The organism is Nostoc sp. CALU 546 (genome assembly GCF_048836525.1).
Genome location: NZ_JAWJTF010000006.1, coordinates 115,796 through 131,567 on the forward strand (window position 1 = coordinate 115,796; position 15,772 = coordinate 131,567).

A 15,772-nucleotide genomic window follows, 5' to 3' on the forward strand; every position below is an offset into this window, starting at 1 on the left:
CCTATGAGGAAATGGGGGTTTCCAAACCTCTTTCTTTGCAGGAAAGTGGTTTCGAGTATATTTGTTGACTTTCCAAATATCCTCTCACAGATTTTTTTGCACTAAAATTCTCAAGACTATTTCATTCCCAAAAAATCAATAAAATGTAGCAGTGAATATCAGTAAGCTTCTCGTTGATAGCATCTTAAAAACTCCAAGTTTCCCCTATGCTCTGATTCTCCAACGCTAGGCACAACAAGCTTTAAAGTGATTCCCAGCACACTTTTTTTGTTCATACTGTTGACATAGTTGATGATGACACGTTATAAACTGTGAAGAAAAATAAATCAGTCTGCCTAATCCACTATATTCCCTGAAAAGTTTTGTGAGTAAGGGTAAACCGGAGCGGAGGAACCAAGTTTGGGGCGTATTTTGAAGAAAGTTAGAGTTAAGAGTGAGGATTCAAGAGTGAGGAGTTAAAAGTTACTAAATAGATAACTCATAATTCATAACTCACAACTTATAACTTTTTCAAGAAGGACATCTCTCAGTCCTAGCCCGTCAGCTAACTTCGTCGGCATTGAGAAGAGACTGAACGAGAAGCATTCTTACAAGTAATGCCTTGTTCTCGTCAGTGTCCTTTGGCTGGTAACTTTGTGGTTCGTTGTGCCTGCCCTCGGCCTTGAGAGAGGATAACAATATCTTGATTTCTGGCGTCTGAGGTAGGATTATTTGCCTTGAGGTGAAAATCAGCTATGTTCCAGAATAAGAAACATCGCATTGCTTTAATTTCTGTCGATGGCGACCCGGCTGTTGAAATCGGTCAAGAAGAAGCTGGGGGTCAAAATGTCTATGTGCGTCAAGTAGGTTATGCCCTAGCCCAGCAAGGTTGGCAAGTGGATATGTTCACTCGTCGTAGTAGTCCTGAACAAGCTGCGATTTCTCAACATAGCCTAAACTGTCGTACTATTCGGTTAAATGCTGGCCCAGCTGAGTTTATTGGGCGAGATGACTTGTTTAACCATTTACCTGAATTTATCGAAGAATTCCAGCGATTCCAGCAACGCCAAGGGTTCCATTACTCCCTAATTCATACCAATTACTGGTTGTCTTCTTGGGTTGGCATGGAATTGAAAAAGCAACAACCGCTGATTCAGGTGCATACTTACCACTCTTTAGGAGCGGTTAAATACAGAAGTATTGGTGATGTTCCCGTAATTGCAGCCCAGCGACTAGCTATAGAAAAAGCCTGTCTAGAAACTGTAGACTGCGTGGTTGCAACCAGTCCACAAGAACAGAAACACATGCGGATACTCGTTTCCAGCAAAGGGAACATTGAAATGATTCCCTGTGGTACCGATACTGATAAATTTGGGGAAATTCCGCGGTCTACTGCAAGGGAAAAGTTGGGAATTGCACCAGATGCCAAGATGGTTCTCTATGTTGGTCGCTTTGACCGACGCAAAGGTATTGAAACTTTAGTACGAGCCATTGGCAAGTCGAGTTTAAGGGGTGAGGCTAACCTCCAACTAGTGATTGGGGGTGGTAGCCGTCCAGGTCAGAGTGATGGAATTGAACGCGATCGCATCGCCAGCATCGTCACTGAACTCGGATTAGAAGATTGTACAACCTTTGCCGGTCGCCTAGATGAAACTGTCCTCCCCTTCTACTACGCTGCTGCTGATGTCTGCGTAGTGCCCAGTCACTACGAACCTTTTGGTTTAGTTGCCATTGAGGCGATGGCGAGTAAAACTCCAGTCGTAGCTAGTAATGTCGGTGGGTTGCAGTTTACTGTTGTACCAGAGGTCACAGGTTTACTAGCGCCCGCCAAAGATGAAGTGGCTTTTGCTGCTGCCATAGACCGCATTTTAATCAACCCAGCTTGGCGAGACCAGTTAGGTGAAGCAGCAAGGCAACGGACAGAAATTGCTTTTAGTTGGTATAGTGTGGCATTCCGACTGACTCAGCTATACAGTCGTTTGCTGGCTCCAACTGCACCCAATAACCGACCCCGGATTGCAGCTTAATTTTTACAGTTTTGAGCGCGGTAATATCCTCAAAGTGATTTTACCGCGCCCAAACAGTCAAACACAAACTACTCAGCCTAGTTAATTAGGGAATCAGAATTATGCTGAATATTGGAGATTATGCTTTGCATCAAAGAACAGGGCAAGTTGGTCAAGTTTGTGGTTATGGACATCAGGTAATGGATGGAGTTTACACAACTACCCTGAAAGTAAGAGTCAGCAAGCATAAGGGAACTCGTCGTCAAAGCAGATTTTTTGAGGATGCTTACTCTGCTTGGATGCTGACAAAGGAAGCTTGAAAAAGGGACTGGGGACTGGGGACTCTTTCAAGGGTAGGGGTTTAAAAATCTCGAAAATAGTTGAGAAAATTCTCAACTGTTTAACATGGTTTGGTCGTTTCAGGATTTAAGCATTGGTTGAAATAGTCAAAAAATGACTAAATACAAAACCCCTACCCTTGTAAGCTGGGGACTGGGGACTGGGAAAACTTGGAAGGGGATTCAGACCCAAATGGCACTAAGATAAGCCCAAAGTCCTATGTTGCCTCGTTCCCAGCCTGGGGGCTGGGAACGAATTCTCTGGTCAAGCCACTAGAGGCGGAGCCTCTCAGGAACCCCTTTATTCAGAAAGCTCTCTACACTATGCATAGCTTGCTTGTTTGCAGGAGTACGGGACTTGTCACTGCTACGCTATCCGCCAGTCACATAGAATTCAATTCTGAATTCTGGCTCCTGACTCCTGAATTCTATTTTTTAATTTCTTTACCAGAGTTTGCACCGTAGATTCTGGTTGCTGACGTGCTACAGGTTTTTGCTGTCCGAAACCATCAAACAATTCGTCAAGCTTGACCGTAAAGCCCAAATACGCGCCACCTGCGGAACGTGTTCCAGAAAAATCTCGGTCATCAACTTTACCAAAAACATATCCAGCAGAAAGGCGCAGATTAGGAGTGAGGTAGTAGCCTGTTTCTACCACAAAGCCCGTCTCGCTGTAGTTAGATTGACCAATCCAACGAGCCTCACCAACTAAATCCCAGCTATATCCCAAACGATAAGTAGCTCGCAATTGTCCCAGATTAACCATACTTGTACCAACTAAATCGTTGGCTAAATAAGAAGTGCTGTTACGCAAAGCATACTTACCGTAGAATTCCCATTGCCAGTTAGGGGCATAAATAGCTTCTAAAGCAAAGGTATGGTCTTGGGAACCCGTACCACTACCTAAGAGAATAGTTTCAGGAATAATTGTCGGATTTTGGCGATATTCATAACGCAACAAAGCATTAAATTTATCGCTATTGGGGTCGCGGTAGGCTAAACCCAGCTTCAAATTAGCGGTATCTCCCAATCCTGAAAGCTTCTGATTGGAAGAGTTTGCTTGTTGATAACGTACCAGAGCCGTCAGAGCCGGAGAAATTTTACCTGTGGCACCTGCGGTAATTACTGTATTACTACCACCAGAAGAGGAACGATGTTCGTAACGAGCGCTGGCTTGAAACTGGGGATTATCACTGTACTCCAACCCAACACTGTAACTATCGCCACCCTCAAATCCGATCGCTGATGCTGCTTGACCAAAGGCGTAGGGTTGGGCATATTGTTGACCCGTCGCAGTTCGTCCTAAGAAGTTGCCAAATACGTGTTCGTAAGCTAAATTCAGCCGCAATCCCGGAGCAATAGTCCAGCGGTTATTTAGACCAATTGCACCTTGAGTAGTCAGTTCATTTGCACCACCCAAAATTGAGTAACGACCAGTCAAGGTAGTATCAGTACCGAGTTTGTGTTCACCATTGACACTTAAGCTGGTGATGGAATTACCCGAAAATTGACCGCCAGTATAAAACTGTTGAGCCAAACTGACGCTGACACCAGGAACTACTGCCCAATTCAACCCTAAAATAGTACGATCTGGATAAACAGTATCTTTTTGGGAAGATAAGCTGAGTTCATTTTGGGCTTGGAAAGTCAGGTTTTTCGCAATGGGAACTGTAAAACGCGATCGCAATTGATTAGAATTACTATTCAGAGCGCTGTCGGGGATTCGGTCTTCCCGATTACGATGAATCCAATCCAGATCCAGAATAGCTTTACCTAAACGTTGTTGAATTCCAGCAGAAATCGTCGTCAGTGAATTATCAACTTTGCTCCCAGGTATAGCCTCATAACGAGGTGCAAACAGTTCTTCAAAGGTGTCTAGGGGTTGGGGAGCAATCCCAAAATTGTCTTCGTGGTCGTATTGCACCCTGACGTTAGTACTTGAAGTTAGTTTAGCTGTAACCTGCGCTCCATAACGAGTTTGTCCCGGTACAAAGCTGATAGTGGCATTATTGGCAAAACCGGTATCAGCAAAGCGATAATAGGCACGACCTTGAATCCCATTGGCAATTTCTCCCTCAGCTTCCAAGCGGTAGGCGTCACCACTAACTTTTCCCACAACATCAGAATCATTAGTGGAATGGGCATATTCTGCGATTAACTTCCCTTTGTCACCCAAAGCAATCAGCGCATCTGCACCGTAGAGTTGAAAGTCGCGCACTCCGTGATTTTCTTGAACATAAGTTGCTCCTATCCAACTTTCCTGGTTAAGTTTGCGGGAAAGGTTATATTGCAAACGACCAGCATAAATATTGCCGTCAGAGTTTTGGTCGTCATATTGGTAGCTAACAATAATCCGACGTACCAACACTTGTCCAGTTTGATCAATATCGGTACGAAGAATCGGTTCGCGGAATATTAATGTACCGCGATCGTAGTCGATTTCATAGTCTGGGCCTCGGTTAAGCTGTTTGCGTTCTAATACAGTCCCAGGACGATTGAGTTCTTCTAACTCGATAAAGACATTTTCGCTACCTGGTTGTAGTAGTCTGCGAGAGAGGAAGTAATAACCACTAGTACCATCGGGAGCAATGGTATCTCTTTGAAACCCTTCTAAGTTGTTGCCATAGAAACCTGTAATTTGTAGGTTTCCTAAGTTGTAGTTAGCTTTAAAACCGTGGAGTTGACGAGTAATAGCAGTAAATTGCTGCGATCGCCGCGCAAATTCTTCTGTGTTGTAGTCACCCCACATGCCATAATCTGGATCAGAGCCGGGGATACGAGCTGAACGCTCAAAACGCAGAAATACACTGTCAATAGAAGGCGCAACTACATCAACTTTTGAGCTATCGCCGTAGACAGGATAGTTTTGCTCACTGAATTGGTAAGTTCTAAACAGGCGATTATCGCAGTTACAATCTTCATTCAAGCTACGAGAACTGTTGTATGCACCTGTAAATAACCATTCCCCGATCGCACCAGTGGCAAATATCGCGGAATTGAAATCTAATTGTGTTCTGTTGTCTTTATCTGGAGGGAGGAAATCACGGAAACTACCGTAATAATTTGTACCTCTAGCACCCAAGCGTAAATCTATGACCCCTGTCACTAAACTCGGACGTAGTGACGTTTCAAATTGCAGTTGAGTAAAGGCTTCTAAATCATTAGCGATCGCACGAATTGTCACAGTTTGCGCTTTTAGCTGCGATCGCAAAATCGCTGTAAATTGCCCAGCTTTCGCCTCCACTTGAAATCCCGGTTCATCGGGTTTGAAGTCTTTCCCAACCAACTCCCCAGCAGTAGGGATCAAAGTGACAACAGCATCATGGTTAGAGCGATTACCACTTGCATCGATGAATTGACCCCGAATTGTCGCCGTAGAACGTCCATCTGCTGGGATACGGGACTCAACTGTTTCTAAAGTTAGTTTTTGTGGCGCTCCCCGAACTGCGACTTGCACTGTTACAGGAGGTTCTGTCCCGCCAACAACTTGTGCAGAGATGGTGTTTGCACCTTCTTTTAACGAGACACCATACCATGTCTGCGTTACCAAGTTAGTAGTGGCATCAGTTTCCGTCCGTCCCACTAAAGAAGGGTCTACCAACGCCCCATTTACCCGCAATTCCACTTGACTACCAGCGGGGAACTGTACAATTACCGTACTAGCTTGGACATCTACAACACTGTCAGCCGTCGGAGTCAAAATTTTGATTGCTGTAGAGATAGGGATAGTGGGGGAAACGGGAAGATTTTCATTCACCCCTTCCGTTTTCTCCGTGTCCTCTACTCCTGCTATTTTGCGTAAGCCTCTAGGCAAATCGACAGAAGTTGCTGGTTGAAATGGTTGTATTTCTGTTGGAGAAGCTTCAATCTGTGTTTCTGTGTCTTCGCGTGCTGCTATTTTACGTAACCCTCTGGGCAAATCAACAGAAGTTGCTGGTTGAAATGGTTGTATTTCCGTTTCACTTGGTTGGATATCTGGAATTGAAGTATCAATAACTGGTGCTGAAGAAGTTGAGGGAAGTTCGAGGGGTGAAAGTTGCTTGTCAGAACTTCCCAAAACATGGGGAGAATTCAAAGCCTCTCCCCTTTTAGAACTTGAAAAGTCAGGATCTTCTACACCCTTGTCTACCTGCGAAGGAGAATCGGGGAAAAGTAGTTTTTCGCTAGTGATTTCAGCTTTGGCGATCGCAGGATATAAAACAAGGCTGAGAGCCATTACTGGCATCGCCCCCATCAATCTCAGGTTAAATGTAGTTGTACAGTGCAGTCTGGGTTTCATTTCTTCACTGACTCCTGAAATGTGGGGGTGACAGCGAAGTTCATACGTACCAAGCCACCCGGTTCTAAATGCACCAAGCGAGATTGGCTATTGCGTTCGCGGAATTTTTCGTTACGAGCTAGGGCGTAACCGGGTACACTGCTGAGGTCTAATACACCTGTGTGGTATCCAGGTAAAGCATTAGCTAAGGAGAACAAACCATTCGGATCTGTAGTGATGCGGTTCCCGTCTTCTAGAAAAATCACCGCATTTGGTACTCCAGGCTCACCACGCTGTTGTTCACCATCAAAGTTTTTATCAACAAACACCCGACCGATAATCGTGCCACAATCAGAAACGATTCCTGGACGAATATTCAACTGGTGGGTTGCTGGCCCATCCTTGGTGCTAAAACTGTTATCAGCTCGTTGGCCATTAACGATCGCACTATTACGACCATTTCCACGCAGTGAATCGGCTGTGAGTTGAGCAGCGTAAGCAATATTCAGAACTTTCTCTGTGGGAATCGTTACGTCTGTGCGGAATGTCACTGTGTTTCCATTGCGTTCTGAGGTGATAGTGACTGGTTGACCATCCAATTCTCCTTGCACAGATTTCGGCAAGAAATTGAATCCTAAAGGTAGATTGTCGGTGACAAATATATTATTCAAACCAGCATCAGCGAGATTTTTCACCGACACGCGGTAGATTACCGTATCTCCAGGTTCAGCAGCAGCGCGATCGCCTGTTTTGATAATCTGTAACTGATTGGCTTGACACAAATTTGTGGTGAATTCAAAGGCTAATAAGTCCAGTCCCACAACTTCTGCATTGGGAACTAAAACAACTGTTTGCTCTACCCTGGTTTCGCCTGTGAGACTAATTGGTTGACCATCTAGAGAAGTAGCAACATATCGGACGATACCATTACCTTGTGTAGCACTACTAGCAAGGATTTCAATCTTGACCCGCCGCTGTTTGTAGATAGAATTTGGTGGTGGATTAACTACAAAAATGTAGGTTCTACCTGGATCAGTTTGACCCTTATTCGGATCAAGTAAAAAATTGTAGACACCCGCAGGGTTATTCGTCACGAAGTAAGGGTTACTATTCTCGATATTTGGCGATTTACCACCAGGAATGTTGTTATTAGGAATATCTGGTAACTCTGTTCGAGTCAGAGAAACCAAACTGCCCAACTCTGTCCCCGTTGGATCACTAGAGTTAGGTTCATATACCCCAACTGAAAAACCTGTATAGTCAGGTAAAATTGTGCCAGCACAACCTAAAATCCGCCCTAATGGGTCAACTAATGGGCTAGGACTAACATTAATCTGACTAGAACTGCCTTGATATTGATAATTACTGCTGGAATCTGTATAAGTATAAGTAGCTTGGTTTATTAATGGCAAAGACGCAACCAGATTGTTAGTCTGTTGCGCGATCGCTGGTATAGGTATAGTAGTATGCAAAAAACTTCCCAGAAGAAGAGTAGCTGTTAACCGTCGCCACCATCTACTGCTAGAAGTAATTTGCTTTTGGTTTTGAGGATGGCTCACCCTACACATCTCCTCTGAAATGTCAAGCTTGTTGTTAATAAAAGCACTTATTTGTGGAAATCCAGTTAAGCCAAATCTCGTTTCCAGGTTTCGCCTAGAAACGCTTCTTTATCGAGTCAGGAAATTCGTCTCCCTTCGTCTCCATCAGCGCACTTGGGTTTGATAAGTCGCCTTAACTGTTGTCTTGGCTGCAAGTGATGGAATCTGTAAACGGATGTGGGTGTAGGCAATGGCTGGGGCTGGTTTTGTTTCCACTTTCCCGCCAGGAAGAGTAACTTTAACAGTGGGATTTTCGACAAAGCTACGCCCGCCATCAATGCTGTAAATGACTTTGGCATTGTTGGCGACATTGGTAGAATTCAGCACGTAGACCATTCCTTTCGGAATCGGTTGATTGAGAATTAGATTTTTAACTGGGCGATCGCTCTTATTTTCGCCACTCAAGGTATATCGCAACACATCTCCTGGTCGCACCACAACTTGACCTTTCAAAGGTTCCCATTTCTGGCTTTGCTTACCCTGCTGATCCAGTGCCACCACTTGCTTTTCTGCTTCTAAACGCAATTGAATTTGCCCTTGAGTTTTGATATTCTGAGCAACAGCACTTCCTGAATGCCATACATTTGCGATTCCCGGAATTTGACCGACAAATGGAACTGTAATAATGAGTGCGATCGCTCCTAAACCTGCAAGAGAAACACGCTGCATATAAATCACCTCAAAAAACTTCCAGAATGTTGATTGTTGACTTATCTTTCCCTGTTTTTGCTAAGAAAGAGTCACTCCTCTCTTTACTTCCTATTTAGGGATTGGGGATAAGGTCAACTGGTTGCAGCGATCGTGCAATCTTTTCTCTACGAGAAACTGCACTTCTCTACGAGACGCTACGCGAACGACAAAGCTCAGTGACCACGCCAATGAGTTTGCAAACATCAGAGTCCCCAATCCCAACGAATTAGTTAACCTTACGTCGGAAGCTGAATGTTCTCTGCTGACCTGGGGCTACCTGACCGGTGACACTATTGACATATCTAGTCACATCCGTAGTTACAGTTGTTCCAGTCTGGTCACTACCAGAGTTAGTAGCAGGATTACCGTTGAAGAATTGAATATTACCGTTGGGGTCAGTAGCTGAACCAATGATGTTGCTGGTATCAATTTGGCCGTTATTATCTTGGTCTAACGCCCAGTTATTAGGAAGTGTGACACCATTTTCATTAATCACCACATTGCTGGCGTTTAAGATGATGTTACCGTTACCAGATTGTGGCTCAGAAATGTTACTGTACTGAATCTGATACTCAATAATGTTTCCAGGTACAGGACTCTTAGGAGTATCGCTGAGTTGACCATCAGCCCCTGCCACTGGCTGTCCATTTTGGTCTAGGATTCTTGACAGTTTCCGCAGTTTTAAGAAGCCAGTATATACACGGTCAATCGTCGTGTTGCGAACAGTTTCTGCACCTAAACCAGCAGTAGCATCATCCACAAAGGCAGTAATTGGCACTGGGAAACCTCTGTCAATATCTGTGGATAACTGAGTATTAGCAGGTAAATCAATTTCCACACCGTAGTTGATATTAGTGCCAGCAGCCACGTTAGGAATGGTAATGTATTCAGTTATGGCATCAATAGCTGATTGATCACCCGCCGTAGCAGGATCACGATCTATATCAAAGAGAAAATTCGTGCCATTCCAAACATAGGATCTAGATTCAGAACCGTAGGTAATGGTGACTAACGTACCTGTGGGTAAGTCTGCATTATTTCCCGCAGGTGTATTACTTGCAGGTGGTATAGGTACTAAAGAATAGTTACTAGCATTAGCACCACTATTTCTGATGGTGTTTGTAAAGCCCACTGGTTGCGGGTTAAGCGTGGTATTTGGTAGTGTACCTGCTGGGACTAGAGAAGATTTGTTAGTAAAGTCATCATTGGTTCCACCAGATGGGCCGATGGCATTGGGCGCATTAATTGGGCCATTGAGAATTGCTGAAGCTACAGCAACTTCCACCGTAAAGATGTTAGCTTCACCACCATCACCAACACCAGTGTTATCGTTGTTGCCATCAACTCCTGTTTCTGGAGTACCTGGGTTGTTAATAAAACCATCATCAACAACCAAAGTCTCTGGGATACCATCATTATTAATATCTGTACCTGGAAATGGTGTCATGTTACCCACTTGTCCACCGAAGTTACTGGGATTTTGATCACCAGATTCATCGTATACAGGGAAGGTATTGCCAGGGGTTTGACCAAACAATTGAGCGATGTTAGCAACAATTAAGGGTGATGTTGCACCAGATTCTACTGTTAATTGAATGGAGAAACCAGTAACTGTTTGATTAGGTGCAACTGATGTAACGGTAGCAGGATTATTGACAAAACCAACGCGCGTAACTGTAGCAAGGTTAGTTGGTACTGTTGTTGTCCATGCTGCGTCATTGGCATTAGTACCAATTGGAGATGTGGTGTAGACTGCTATCCACCCAGCAGGCGGAGTGACTGAAACTAAATCTGTACCTGTGGGAATGGCATCTGAAACTAAGATGCGTGGAACAGTTGAACCGTCAAGGTTGATGTTTCTACCTTCCAATGCGGCGGGGGTAATTCCCCGTCCTGTAGGATCATTACCTTCAACTCGCAAACTCAACCCATAAGTTAAGGTGTCATCTGTAATTGAGTTGGCTGTATTATTGTTGTTGTAAGCAGTGCGTGTCTTAAGAACAGTAGCTAAAGAATAGCTTTGAACAACTCCACCAATTCTCACATCGGTAGATGTATCACTAGCTTCCCTAGTACCGTTAACAGGTATGCCGTCTACTTCTGGATTGTTAGGCCCATCATCAGGGTTATCTACAGTGTAAACGTCACCACCATCAGGATTCCGCAAGACGTTTTGAGCGTTGGCAGGAGTATTACCAAGCCTAACAGTAATTGTGTCACCGTTTTGAGCGCCTGGTTGGACGGTAACTGGTACTCTGACTAAAACTTGACCACCTACAGGAATGTTTGGTACAACCACATCAGCTGTGATGTTAGTCCAGGTTACACCATTGTCAATACTGTATTGCAGGTTATTGGGTGTGCCACCGTTTGGTAAGGTTCCTGATACTGTAGCTGGCCCCGTTGTTGTGGCTAAGTTGGGTATACGGAAGCCGGTGGGGTCGTTACCAACGTTAGTGATAGTGTAATTGAAGATTAATGAATCATTAACTTCGACGTTGCCACCGTTACTATCTACTACACCAGTAGATTCAACTGTGATACCAGCAACTTCTGCCACTGTAACAGTGACGGTGTTAGAAGTTGTATTAATAGGAGTTCCTGGATTGTTAGGATCTTCGTAGGTAGCAGTTGCTGTGTTGCTGATGGATTGACCAGCAGCTGTACCGTCAGCTAGTACAGGTGCAATAAATTGGAAAAGGCTACCAGTTAATAATGCTGTTGCTACTAGAGATTGGTAAGGCTTACGCTGCTTGTTGACAGATTTGTTTCGGTTTACCATAAAAGTAGTTTGTTTGTTTGCTGAACTTGTATCTTGGATTTTGAGACAGGATAAAGTTCGGCAATTCCTTAAAGAATTACCGAATATAGCTGCCCAAAACTTCAACGTTTCGGGAATGCATATTTAAGGAGTGAAATGATTGACACTCCTTGAAAATTATATTGAGGCAATAACCAGAAATAACTTGTCTACTTGTTTTATGCTTACCCTTGAGACTCAAGGCTGGCAATCGCAAATATGTGTAATTTATTACTGTATTTTGCTAAGTTGTTCATGTAAATAGCAATGTAGCTTTTAAAGCTCAAAAAATCTTCCGTATAAATAAGTAACTTGTCTAGCTATTAATGAGTGCATCAAAGTTGAAAAGGTAACTTTATTTTGGCAACACACATAGAAATTTTAGTGGTTTAACTCAGGTGCTAAAAACACTAAAACTTATATCTGAAAACACTTTTGCGTCTTTTTCATCAGAAAGACATACTGCTCAATAGAGTCGTTTAGATAAAAAAATTGAAAGTTAACTAGGTGATCTAGATTACTTAAATGAGATAGTAATTTAAATAAATGCAAATTCATCATAAACAAAATGCAATTTAATCATATTATTTAGCAGTGTTAATGCTGAGTAGTTTAAGCTGTTTTCTTTTTTTATAACATTCGACGCATAAGTGTAAATACTAAATGTAGGGATTACTGATGTTAAAGTTTTACAATAATCATTCCTTTCAATACTAAACATACCCGACAAAATTTGTCGGGTATGTTTGACTGGTATTTTTACTCGTGTTACTATCAGGCGACAGCCGACAGACAAACAGGGAAAGCTAGTTTATGACTCAGGCAATCAAAACCCAAACCCAAACCCAAAGCAGCACTGCCTACTTTCAAGCCTTAAAGTGTAAAGAATGTGGTGCCGAATATGAACTCAAAGCCAGCAATGTTTGTGAGTTATGTTTTGGGCCGTTAGAGGTCAAGTATGACTACAGCGCCCTACGTCTGACTGTCACTCGTGAAACAATTCAAGCTGGGCCCAACTCCATTTGGCGCTACCGTCCCTTTTTGCCTGTCGCAACTGACAATGTTATAGATGTGGGAACGGGTATGACTCCCTTGGTTCGTTCCCATCGTCTTGCCCGTCGCCTGGGTCTAAATAAGCTTTATATAAAAAATGATGCCGTGAATATGCCCACCCTGAGCTTTAAGGATCGGGTGGTATCAGTTGCTCTATCGAGGGCGCGAGAGTTGGGCTTTACTACTGTTTCTTGCGCTAGCACTGGTAACTTGGCAAATTCTACAGCTGCGATCGCAGCTCACGCCGGTTTAGACTGCTGTGTGTTCATCCCCGCAGATTTAGAAGCCGGTAAAATTCTCGGTAGCTTGATTTACAGTCCCACCCTGATGGCAGTTAAGGGCAACTACGATCAGGTAAATCGCCTCTGTTCAGAAGTTGCTAATACACATGGATGGGGTTTTGTCAATATTAATCTACGTCCTTATTACTCTGAAGGTTCCAAGACGTTAGGTTTTGAAGTTGCGGAACAACTAGGCTGGGAACTACCGGATCATGTTGTTGCTCCCTTGGCATCTGGTTCACTATTTACCAAAATTTATAAGGGTTTCCAAGAATTTGTAGAAGTTGGTTTAGTAGAAAACAAGAGCGTTCGTTTCAGCGGCGCTCAAGCTGAAGGTTGTTCACCCATCGCCCAAGCCTTTAAAGAAGGACGCGACTTTATTAAGCCAGTAAAACCGAATACAATTGCTAAATCGCTGGCGATCGGCAACCCAGCAGACGGCATTTATGCTGTAGAGTTAGCTCAAAAGACTGGTGGTAACATTGAATCAGTTAATGATGCAGAAATTATTGATGGCATCAAACTGCTGGCAGAAACCGAAGGCATCTTCACAGAAACAGCTGGTGGTACAACTGTGGCCGTGCTGAAAAAACTGGTAGAAGCTGGCAAGATTGATCCAGATGAAACAACCGTGATTTACATCACAGGCAATGGTCTGAAAACCCAAGAAGCAATCCAAGGCTACGTTGGTGAACCCTTGACTATTGACGCCAAACTCGATAGTTTTGAACGTGCGCTAGAGCGATCGCGTACTCTTGATCGCTTGGAATGGCAACAAGTCCTCGTTTAGTTAGGAGTTATGAGTTATGAGTTTTTTTATTCATAACTCTTAACTCTTAACTTTATTCCTAACTCCTCACTCTTAATTCCTCACTTTTTACTTCTATGGCTGTAAAAGTTTTAGTTCCTACGACTCTTCAAAGTTTTACCAATAATCAAGCTACTCTAGAATCCAGTGGTAGCACCATTGCAGAATTGTTGGAATCCTTAGAAAAAAGCTTTCCTGGGATTAAATCGCGCTTATGCGATGAAGAAGGTAAACTACGTCGGTTTGTAAATTTTTACGTCGATAGCGAAGATATCCGTCATTTAGATGGTATAAACACAACTCTTAAAGATGGTGATGAAGTAAGTATTGTCCCAGCTGTTGCAGGTGGTTAATACAGAGAAGACTCATTGAAGGAGGCAGGAGGCAGGAGGCAGGAGGTTTTTTCACTTATAGGATTCAAACCCCTCCTGAAAAAGAGCCACAAAACTAGAATTTTTGGAGTTCTTGTCTTAAACCCTTACTCCATTAGGTCGCGGGGTGTTACAGATAGCGCAGCGGTAGCTCAGGAGAGGAGCGTCGGGCAGTTTTCCTCCTGCCTCCTTCGATAAAGTAGAAGCATGACCTCGTTCCCAGTCTCCGACGACTGGGAATGCCTATTAAGAGGCTCCGCTTACCTTACTCACGGGCAAATAATGATGTCCGTTGAGTTTTTACGATCGCACCAGCAGAATCCAAGTTTAACCCTTTCCCTTTGACCTTTACCGAATGGCACTAAGTACTGCAAATATTCGGTTGGGTTACCTGAAAATAACTGTAAATTATGTTTTGACGATCGCTGGAGTAATGTTACCAATATAAGTACTGAGCGATCGCGCCGTTTGCACTAAGAAATTATTGGGATCTACAAGACACGGACTAAAAGCCAAGACTTCCTCTAAAGGAACTGCTACAACTTGTCCATTTTGCCAAGCTACCATCTGTGCAGATTGTCCATCGGCTAATAAATCTACCGCAGCTTTACCAAAAGCTGTGGCTACCAAACGGTCTAAAGCTGAAGGAATACCACCTCGTTGGATATGTCCTAAAACAGAAACCCGAATATCAATTTGATCGTTACTGCAACGGCGAATTTCATCGGCAATATATTGACCCATACCACAGGATGGCTTTTGGCATGATGAATAGTTAGATGAATCGACTGCTATTTGAACGCCTTCCGCTACGACTACAATTGCAAATCTGCGTCCCCAGCGATCGCGTAATTCTGCCAAATGTTCGCACACACTTTTAATTGTGTAGGGAATTTCGGGAATCAAAATCACATCCGCACCACCTGCAATGCCAGAGTGCAGTGCTAAGTGACCTGCTTTCCGTCCCATGACTTCGACAATCATCACGCGATCGTGACTAGCCGCTGTAAATGTCAAACGATTTAGGGCATCAACAATTGTGTTGACCGCAGTATCAAACCCAACTACTCTTTCCGTCTTGCCTACATCATTATCAATTGTTTTCGGAATGGCGATGAACTGCCAGTTCCCTTTGCTTTGCAGTTCGTTGAGAATTGCTAAACTGCCATCTCCACCAATACCAATCAAGGCAGCTAGTTCTAAAGCATGATAGCCTGCAACAATCTCGTCAACATGAGCCAGAGTATCTCCTTTGTTAATGCTACCCAGAATTGTGCCTCCCATATTTAACAAGGGGTCAATACCACGTAGGTCTAGACCATGTATGCTCAGAGGAATTGCCTTTTTCTCTAAAAGCCCTCTAGTCGCATAAGGAATACCCACTACCTGCCAGTTATATGTAAGAGTAGCGTGGTTTACAACTGCCCGAATTACAGCATTGAGTCCAGGACAGTCGCCACCACTGGTAAGAATGCCAAGTCGTTTTTGCATGGTCATGACTCCTCAACAAGAAACAAAGGAAGGAGGCAGAGGGCAGAAAGTATAAATAATACTGTCCTCTGCCTCACTTTCTAACCCTGTTCCGGCTAT

General features: G+C 43.7%; 9 protein-coding genes and 1 riboswitch. Of the genes, 4 read left to right on the forward strand and 5 right to left on the reverse strand.

Annotated elements, in window-relative coordinates:
- The first annotated feature begins 322 nt into the window (after positions 1-322).
- Positions 323-574: riboswitch (cyclic di-AMP (ydaO/yuaA leader) on the forward strand.
- A gap of 160 nt (positions 575-734) precedes the next feature.
- Together RRG12_RS04935 and RRG12_RS04940 are read left to right on the forward strand one after the other, a co-directional pair.
- On the forward strand, positions 735-2,006 hold the full coding sequence (locus tag RRG12_RS04935; RefSeq protein WP_420758554.1) for a glycosyltransferase: 1,272 nt from the start codon (positions 735-737) through the stop codon (positions 2,004-2,006).
- A 101-nt stretch (positions 2,007-2,107) separates the two neighbouring features.
- Positions 2,108-2,305, forward strand: coding sequence for a hypothetical protein (locus tag RRG12_RS04940; protein WP_069070258.1), 198 nt, complete (start codon positions 2,108-2,110; stop codon positions 2,303-2,305).
- A gap of 412 nt (positions 2,306-2,717) precedes the next feature.
- On the opposite strand, the gene RRG12_RS04945 is transcribed toward RRG12_RS04940, so the two are convergent.
- The 4 genes from RRG12_RS04945 to RRG12_RS04960 form a co-directional block, all read right to left on the reverse strand.
- The gene (locus RRG12_RS04945; protein WP_420758555.1) at positions 2,718-6,602 is read right to left on the reverse strand and encodes a TonB-dependent receptor; all 3,885 of its coding nucleotides are present in this window, start codon (positions 6,600-6,602) and stop codon (positions 2,718-2,720) included.
- A complete protein-coding gene (locus RRG12_RS04950) occupies positions 6,599-8,149 on the reverse strand; it encodes a hypothetical protein (RefSeq protein ID WP_420758556.1) in 1,551 nt (516 codons plus the stop codon). The genes RRG12_RS04945 and RRG12_RS04950 overlap by 4 nt, the downstream gene beginning before the upstream one ends.
- Positions 8,150-8,284: 135 nt before the next feature.
- Positions 8,285-8,848, reverse strand: a complete 564-nt coding sequence (locus tag RRG12_RS04955) for a hypothetical protein (protein WP_420758557.1) — start codon at positions 8,846-8,848, stop codon at positions 8,285-8,287.
- A 247-nt stretch (positions 8,849-9,095) separates the two neighbouring features.
- The gene (locus RRG12_RS04960; protein ID WP_420758558.1) at positions 9,096-11,651 is read right to left on the reverse strand and encodes a hypothetical protein; all 2,556 of its coding nucleotides are present in this window, start codon (positions 11,649-11,651) and stop codon (positions 9,096-9,098) included.
- A gap of 831 nt (positions 11,652-12,482) precedes the next feature.
- On the opposite strand from RRG12_RS04960, the gene thrC reads away from it, so the two are divergent.
- Positions 12,483-13,793, forward strand: a complete 1,311-nt coding sequence (gene thrC, locus RRG12_RS04965; RefSeq protein WP_420758559.1) for a threonine synthase — start codon at positions 12,483-12,485, stop codon at positions 13,791-13,793.
- Positions 13,794-13,888: 95 nt separating this feature from the next.
- Positions 13,889-14,164 carry a ubiquitin-like small modifier protein 1 gene (locus tag RRG12_RS04970; protein ID WP_069070252.1) on the forward strand — a complete coding sequence of 92 codons (276 nt, stop codon included), beginning with the start codon at positions 13,889-13,891 and terminating at the stop codon, positions 14,162-14,164.
- Between the two features lie 426 nt (positions 14,165-14,590).
- On the opposite strand, the gene RRG12_RS04975 is transcribed toward RRG12_RS04970, so the two are convergent.
- Positions 14,591-15,673, reverse strand: coding sequence for an ATP-dependent 6-phosphofructokinase (locus RRG12_RS04975; protein ID WP_420758560.1), 1,083 nt, complete (start codon positions 15,671-15,673; stop codon positions 14,591-14,593).
- Positions 15,674-15,772: the final 99 nt, after the last annotated feature.

Bases quoted from the DNA above. Each gene is read 5' to 3' on its own strand.
- RRG12_RS04935 (WP_420758554.1), top strand. From the start codon at position 735: ATGTTCCAGAATAAGAAACATCGCATTGCTTTAATTTCTGTCGATGGC.
- RRG12_RS04940 (WP_069070258.1), top strand. From the start codon at position 2,108: ATGCTGAATATTGGAGATTATGCTTTGCATCAAAGAACAGGGCAAGTT.
- RRG12_RS04945 (WP_420758555.1), bottom strand. From the start codon at position 6,602: ATGAAACCCAGACTGCACTGTACAACTACATTTAACCTGAGATTGATG.
- RRG12_RS04950 (WP_420758556.1), bottom strand. From the start codon at position 8,149: ATGTGTAGGGTGAGCCATCCTCAAAACCAAAAGCAAATTACTTCTAGC.
- RRG12_RS04955 (WP_420758557.1), bottom strand. From the start codon at position 8,848: ATGCAGCGTGTTTCTCTTGCAGGTTTAGGAGCGATCGCACTCATTATT.
- RRG12_RS04960 (WP_420758558.1), bottom strand. From the start codon at position 11,651: ATGGTAAACCGAAACAAATCTGTCAACAAGCAGCGTAAGCCTTACCAA.
- thrC (WP_420758559.1), top strand. From the start codon at position 12,483: ATGACTCAGGCAATCAAAACCCAAACCCAAACCCAAAGCAGCACTGCC.
- RRG12_RS04970 (WP_069070252.1), top strand. From the start codon at position 13,889: ATGGCTGTAAAAGTTTTAGTTCCTACGACTCTTCAAAGTTTTACCAAT.
- RRG12_RS04975 (WP_420758560.1), bottom strand. From the start codon at position 15,673: ATGCAAAAACGACTTGGCATTCTTACCAGTGGTGGCGACTGTCCTGGA.